Genomic DNA, 7,159 nt, shown 5'->3' with positions numbered 1-7,159 from the left:
GATTTATATATAAATCATATACAGATTACTTAATAAGGTAAACCCCAAGGTCATTTAGGAAGAAGGAAATGCTAAACTGCGAAATAGACTTGAAATTGAATGAAGATCGCTTGCTATCATCACGAGGTAAGTGGCATATTCGCTTACATATCAGCACGATAATTTAAGATTAAGGTAGGATGACCCATGCTTCGGATCAATGCGCAGGAAAGACCGCACTGGCGTGCATTAGCGAAAGAATATGGCTTCGGTTTTCACTCTATGTATGAAGACCCCTACTGGGACGAAACGGCATACTACCAATTTACTCTGAAGCAAATAGAGCAAGATCTCGAAGCACCCACCGAAGAGATCCACCAAATGTGTTTAGCCATGGTCGATAAAGTGGTTAAAGACGAGTACTGGTTACAACGCTTTCAAATTCCCGAAAATATGTGGCAAAACGTGCTGGATTCATGGAAACGTCAAGAACCGTCACTCTATTCTCGCCTCGATTTTGCCTACGATGGTAAAGGCTTTGCTAAGTTGTATGAAAACAATGCCGATACTCCAACATCACTGTATGAAACGGGGTTTTGGCAATGGTTGTGGCTTGAGGACTTAGTCGATAATGGCCAACTCCGTCGCGATGCCGATCAGTGCAATTTGCTACAAGAATTGTTGATCAAACGCTTCAAAGAGCTGTCTAGCATGCAACCGGGGCAGACCATTCATTTCTCATGCTGTAAAGACACAGTTGAAGATCGCGGTACAGTGCAATATATCGAGGATTGCGCCAGAGAAGCGGGACTATCGACGGCGTTTGTTCACGTTGAAGACATTGGCATCAATGGCAACAACGAATTTACCGATCTCAAAGACACCCCTATCCGCTGGATGTTTAAGCTTTACCCTTGGGAAGACATGTTCCGCGAAGATTATGCGCAATATTTAGATCAAGCCAAAGTGAACTGGCTTGAACCTATGTGGAAGTCAGTACTGAGTAACAAAGCCTTGCTGCCTTTATTATGGAAAGAGTTTAAAGGCCACCCTAACTTACTTCCTTCGTTTTTCGCCGACGATCGCGAATTATCGACGCTGAAAGACTATGTTGTAAAGCCCCTATTTGCTCGCGAAGGGGCAAACATTACCGTGGTACAAAATGGCCAACAAACCTTGCGTGTCGATGGTCCGTACGGCGATGAAGGTGTGATTTATCAGGCTTTTCATCCGCTACCAAAATTTGGTGATAACTACACGCTAATCGGCAGTTGGCTGGTGAATGATGAAGCCGCAGGCATCTCCATTCGCGAGGACAGCTCGCTGGTCACCCAAGATATGTCACGCTATATTCCGCATGTGATCATGGGGTAGTCAACCAACCGGCTTTTCCGCCTAAAAAAGCATGACATAAACATATCCCCTAGAACACAGAATATAAAAAAACAGCCTCATTCATCATGAGGCTGTGATCTTTTAACTAAAGCACCTGTCGCGTACTAAGGTGTAAGCTGTTTCATCGCTTCGCTGATTGCGGCATCTAACTGTGCATCTTGACCTTTTGCCACTTGCTCTGGGGGATTAAACACCAAGACATCAGGCTGAAGTTCTAAGTTCTCGTAATATTGCCCTTTCATATTTTTAAGAGGCAAATACGGGAAGCGATAACGGATTCCGTCGTACACTTCTGATTCAAACCCAGTCACAGCAGTACCTGTACCAGGCACAGGTTCACCTATGATTGGGCCTACCTTAAGATCTTGAAAATACTGACTAAACGCAGAAGCTTCTGAATATGAGGCCGAGTTAGCAATCACTAATGAAGGCTTCAACCAATTACGACGACTCGCATCTGAAGCGGCTCGCCCTGCATGCGGCACGACATCAGCAACTTTACGCGCAGTGAGAAACTCAATCAGTGTATCTGCTAAGAAACCACCACCATTAAAACGCACATCAAGGATCAAGGCTTCAGCAGAGCGGAAACGCCCTAACGCTTCAGATCGTAAGTGCTGGAACGATGCATTGCTCATGTCTGGCAAGTAAACATAGGCAACTTTGCCATTCGTCTGCTTAGTCACGTAATTGCGTCGTTCGATCTCCCAACGCTTCGCGGCCAACGCCGAGATCTGCTCGCGATCGGTTGGGGTGACTCTGACCTGCCATTCTTTATTGTTGATGAGGTTATTACTTTTGGTTAGGGTCAATTCAACTTGTTGTTCCGCTTTATGGTTCAATGCTTTTGCTAATTCAGGCAAGGTCGCAACAGGCTGACCATTAACCGCCACCACTTTGTCACCTGCACGCAATGTGACATCACCAAGATCCGCAGGACCACCCGGTAAAATACTGTCAATCACTAGGCCTTCACTCGGGACTTTCGTCGAACTGGTTGCACGTTGGCTGGTAAACACCAAACCAAGCTCAGCCGTTTCATCTTCAGTCTTTGCTTGGCGAGGCTCACCATAGCCGCCAGTATGAGAAGCATTCAGCTCACCGTATAGTTCACTGATCAATACCCCAAAGTCTCTATCATTATTGATATGCGGTAAAAACTGTTGGTAAAACTGACTGTAGTACTGCCAATCTACCTTGCCCATATCCTGACGATAATAAAGCTGCTCGGTTTGTTTCAGCATCTGCTGGTAAGCCGCCGTTTTGCGCGGTTCATGACGATAATCAATCGGTAAATTAATCGGCAGGGAGATTTGCTCTGACGTTTCTAAATCAACTCTCACCACATCGGTTTCTAGCTGTAAATACATCACACCTTGCTGTGGACGTATCACGCTTGCCATCGCGATTGGCAAGTCATTGAACAAGAGTTCAGTTTGCTGCTTACGGATGTCGTACACAAAACTACGTGTTAGTTCATCACCTTCAGGTGTCAACTTGCCATCGACCACGTAAAGCTGATCACCAGACAAAGCAAAGTCGAGGATATTACCTGAGAATGGGAACTCAAAGGCTTGGCGATATTCAAGATTACGGGTAGAAAAAGGATAAGACGGTATTTCATCTTCTTCTAATGCTACTTCATTCTTGAAATCCGCTTTCGCCTGACCATTGGTAAAGACCCCTTTGATAACATAGCTTACATCTTCACCATCGGTACTTTTCAAGCCTCCTTCGGTCGATAACCAACTGAGGATACGGCTATCATCACTCCACTTCGGCAGAGTATTATAGAAGCCATTCTGCGATACATTCACCGCAGGCTTTTTACCCTCAGCATCAACAACTAAAATATCGTTATTATATGGTGATGGGTTCACATGTACCGCAAGTTGGCTCGAGTCTGGCGACCAAGTAAATTGTAGGCTCCCTCTTTCGCTCACATTTTCAGGAGAAATAAGCTCTTTCCCCAAGACCAGTTGATTGCTGCCTTTCAAAGCACTAACTAATTTAGCAGGCAAAGCTTTATTGGGATCATAATCTTCAAGGTCAATCACATGGAGCGAACGTCCACCCACAACGAAAGCTAGCTTAGCCCCATCAGGTGAATATTGAGGTTGAGTAATATCTACCCCTTCTACTTGCAAAAAAGGGACTTCCTCAACCACAGGCGCCGAAGATAACGGCTCTTCATCTACCAAGGGTTGGGTAATATACAACCCCCAATTGCTGTTTCTTAATGCCGCATAAAGTACCCCATAACCATCAGGGGTATAGACCATGTGTTTTTCAGCAGTAGCTGAATGCGTTAAGCGAACCACTTTGTCTTTTCCTGCATCAACGGCAAAAATATCACCGTAACTTGCCAGCAAAACTTCATCAGAATCGCCATCAGAATCAGCCTGTGAAGGCATAAAAGCCGATGCTTCATTGGTAATAAAGTAGCGATCTTTACTTGGCGCGAAGTGAGTAATATTTAACACAATCTTTTGAGGTTCATGACTCCCTTTTGCCATGCGATATAACTCACCACGGTAAGAAAATGCAATATCACCATTGTCGGCAACAGTTAAGTCTCGCACTGGGTGTTGGGCAAATTGGGTAAGCTGCGATGTTTCTTTAGTCGCTAAATTGTAATACCAAACATTAAAGTCACCACTTTGCTCACTCAGGTAGTAGAAGCCATCACGATTGTGATCCCAGATTGGCGATTGTGCCGCGATACGATCTGGTGTTAATTGGCGGTGCTGTTTTGTTTTCGCATCAAATAGCCAAATAGTCGGAACAGCAAACGAAGACTGATGCTTACGGTAGCGCTGATCTTTATGAGGCGTGTTATACAGTAATTTATCTTGCTTTAAATTCCACGTCGCGTGACGAGCAGGAATAGCAAGAATGCTTTGCATAGCACTATTGGCGAGATTTACGGTATAGAGTTGATTACCAGGCGAACCAAAAGACCATGGACTGGCTTGGCTATAAAAATCTTGGTCTGTCGGTGTTGAACGCGTGGTTGAAAATAACACCTGCTGCCCATCAGGTGTGAAGCCTGTAGGTATGTCACTGCCCGAGTTATAGCTCAGACGCTTCATCGCCAAGCTGTCTAGTGACAAGGTGAAAACATCATCATTACCAAAGGGATTAGCCGCAAAGGCCAAGGTGGAATTATCCGATGACCAAGTCAATGCATGAGGATAAAACTCACCGCCTGTCAACGCGCGAGCTTCCCCGCCTTGACTCGGGGCAAGGTATATTTTGCTTTGGTAAGTAAAAGCTATTTTACTGCCATCTGGTGATAGGGCTGTATTTTTCAGCCAAAGTGGATCGTTATTGGCGTAAGAAAAAGAAGCAGAGCATGCTGCGACGAGTGCGCAGAGGTACTTGATCGAGGTGGTTGGCATAATACCTTTCCTTGATACTCATCCGTTTTGTGAATGGTAATGATTTTATTTATTATGAACAGCGTCCATAATTAACATTCATCTCCTCGACTTACAAGCACAGTTATGCATTCAACCTCTCATCATTACAGTTAATCTATTGAAACTCCCTCGTTGTTACACTAAAAAACTAATGACTATTTCCTTTTATACTCAATCTATTAGCCTCCTTTCCCTTAGCTATTCTGCCATTTTTCTAAACTCTTAGATCCAAAACGCATCAAGATGCGTATTACTTACTCAAGCTAGTTATAAAGCATTACTGCTAGCAAAAAGCGATTTGAGAGGTAACTATGTTGAGATCGGTTGTGCTTTTTCTTGCAATGCTCTATTTACAAGGCTGTGCCAACAGCACCTTCTTCTCGCCCTCTAAAAGCGCTGAATTGAACCCCGAGATCCGCTGGTTAAATTCTCAATCAGGTAACGATATTGCGTACCTATGGTTGCCAACGGAGCACCCAGAACCACAAGGCGCTGTGATTCATTTCCATGGCAACAGTGGACATATGGAAGAAACTCAAGAAAAAGTCGACTGGCTAACCCAACATGGGTACGACGTGATGGTGTTTGATTACTCTGGCTTTGGTCACTCCTCTGGAACAGTAAGCGATGAAGCGGCCTACTTAGATGCACTAACTGTTCTGGATTACATTGCCAAAATTAAGCATTCAACGACTCTACCTGTTTATACGGTCGCTACGTCAACCGGCGGCAACATCTTCTTGCGTGCATGGGCTGATCGCCCAATAGATATTGACGGCGTGATCATTGACTCGTCGTTTACTAGCTACATTGATACTGCGGAACACGTGGTCGAACAAGGTGTGTTTGGAGAATTAGTGTCGTGGGTAGTCTATGTGATCATGCGTGATGATTATGCTGCAAACCAAGTAGAAGATAATTTGCCTATAGCGCCATCGTTAGTGCTGCATTGCGAGCAAGATGTGGTGGTACCAATTGAATTTGGCGAAGGGATTTATGATCAACTTCAAGGGGAGAAAGAATTTTGGCGCTTAGCCGGCTGCAAACATGCGCGTGCTTTAACAACACAGCACCCTAAGAATCAGCAACGTTTAGTAAACTGGTTACAAAAAACCGCACCCAATTTATCACCAAATGGTGAAGAACCAAGTACGGTCTTAGCGAGCAATCAAACAGCATCATCACAGTAATCACAATTGTGACTACGACCATAAAAGCCTGATGTATTGGCTGCTACATTAGCTCGACGTTATTTCGCTTTTAGCTCTAACAACGTATGACCTAAGCCAATGTCATCAGTACGCGTTGCAACGTCGAAACCCGCTTCTTCTACGAGCTCTAGGAAGTCTTCACTGCGGTAGAAACGGCTATTACCGTTCGCTAGACATGTAAAATAAAGAGACGTTGCATTCAAGCTAAATGAAGCGGCGTCGTAACGCTGTGCATCCCAGAAAAGTTCAAGAATGTACACCGTTGCATCTTCATCCATCGCGGCGCGTACACGGCGAAGAATACTTAAGATTTCCATTGGAGAGAAACAGTCAAGGAACTGACTCATCCACCACACATCAGCGCCACTTGGCAACGCTTGGCTTTTATCCAGCATGTTAACCGGGAAACCATTGACACGTTCGGCAAAGCCTTGCTCTTTGGCATTTTTCATTGCCATTTCAATTTGCTGTGGCAAATCAATAATGGTCACTTCGACGTCAGCATCATGATTACAGCACTGAAGTGCCCACTTACCCGTGTTACCACCAATATCAAAAACACGCTTTGGCTTCGCCGCAAAAACACGTTCTAGTAAAATTGGGAATGAACGATCTGAATAGAAGTGATCAAAATTAAACCAGCTTTCTTTTGCTTTCTCAGGTAACTGTGACAAACCTTCATAAATCGTCGGCCAATCACCAAGTTCTTTAAGGCCAGCAGGTGTGCCTTCGGTGATCGCTTCTGTTAAGTGCATCATGGCGGCGTAACAAACATCCGCCGTGAAATCCATGTTAGCGCGAGTCATACCATCATGCAGCAGGAAGTAGCCTAGTTTTGCTAACACATAGTTAGGTTTTTGCCATGTCACAATATGTGCGCTCAGCGCCATATCAAGCAACACTTTTACACCGTATTCAGAAACACCCGTTTTAGCCGCAATTTGTTCAGCATGTAGCCCTTCGCTACCTGCAAAATCCAATGCTTCTAAAATACCAAGGTCACGAAGAGTACGTGCGGTATGAAAAACGATAGGCGCAAAAGCCAATTTCTGAGCTTCCGTTTTTGCTTCTAAAGCAGTGAACGGGTCTTGTTGATATTGAGTCACAAAAAACCTAATTATTTATATAGATGAGAAAACGTTATTATATTTG

At 44.4% G+C, this 7,159-nt stretch carries 4 protein-coding genes; 2 read left to right on the top strand and 2 right to left on the bottom strand.

Features of this window, described 5'->3' with window-relative positions:
• Positions 1 to 186 precede the first annotated feature (186 nt).
• Positions 187 to 1,353 carry a glutathionylspermidine synthase family protein gene (locus ASV53_RS21510; protein WP_094958614.1) on the top strand — a complete coding sequence of 389 codons (1,167 nt, stop codon included), beginning with the start codon at positions 187 to 189 and terminating at the stop codon, positions 1,351 to 1,353.
• Between the two features lie 125 nt (positions 1,354 to 1,478).
• Here the strand turns inward: ASV53_RS21510 and ASV53_RS21505 are convergent, their stop codons facing one another.
• On the bottom strand, positions 1,479 to 4,775 hold the full coding sequence (locus tag ASV53_RS21505; RefSeq protein WP_094958613.1) for a S41 family peptidase: 3,297 nt from the start codon (positions 4,773 to 4,775) through the stop codon (positions 1,479 to 1,481).
• 332 nt (positions 4,776 to 5,107) lie between these two features.
• On the opposite strand from ASV53_RS21505, the gene ASV53_RS21500 reads away from it, so the two are divergent.
• Positions 5,108 to 5,986 carry an alpha/beta hydrolase gene (locus ASV53_RS21500; protein WP_094958612.1) on the top strand — a complete coding sequence of 293 codons (879 nt, stop codon included), beginning with the start codon at positions 5,108 to 5,110 and terminating at the stop codon, positions 5,984 to 5,986.
• Between the two features lie 59 nt (positions 5,987 to 6,045).
• Here the strand turns inward: ASV53_RS21500 and ASV53_RS21495 are convergent, their stop codons facing one another.
• Positions 6,046 to 7,113, bottom strand: a complete 1,068-nt coding sequence (locus ASV53_RS21495; protein WP_094958611.1) for a methyltransferase — start codon at positions 7,111 to 7,113, stop codon at positions 6,046 to 6,048.
• Positions 7,114 to 7,159: the final 46 nt, after the last annotated feature.

The sequence above is a fragment of the Photobacterium sanguinicancri genome (genome assembly GCF_002265265.1).
In the GTDB taxonomy this organism is placed as follows: Bacteria; Pseudomonadota; Gammaproteobacteria; order Enterobacterales; family Vibrionaceae; genus Photobacterium; species Photobacterium sanguinicancri.
The sequence above is the reverse complement of the archived record's forward strand: the minus strand, read 5'-3'. Positions and strand labels throughout refer to the sequence as shown.

Bases quoted from the DNA above. Each gene is read 5' to 3' on its own strand.
- ASV53_RS21510 (WP_094958614.1), top strand. From the start codon at position 187: ATGCTTCGGATCAATGCGCAGGAAAGACCGCACTGGCGTGCATTAGCG.
- ASV53_RS21505 (WP_094958613.1), bottom strand. From the start codon at position 4,775: ATGCCAACCACCTCGATCAAGTACCTCTGCGCACTCGTCGCAGCATGC.
- ASV53_RS21500 (WP_094958612.1), top strand. From the start codon at position 5,108: ATGTTGAGATCGGTTGTGCTTTTTCTTGCAATGCTCTATTTACAAGGC.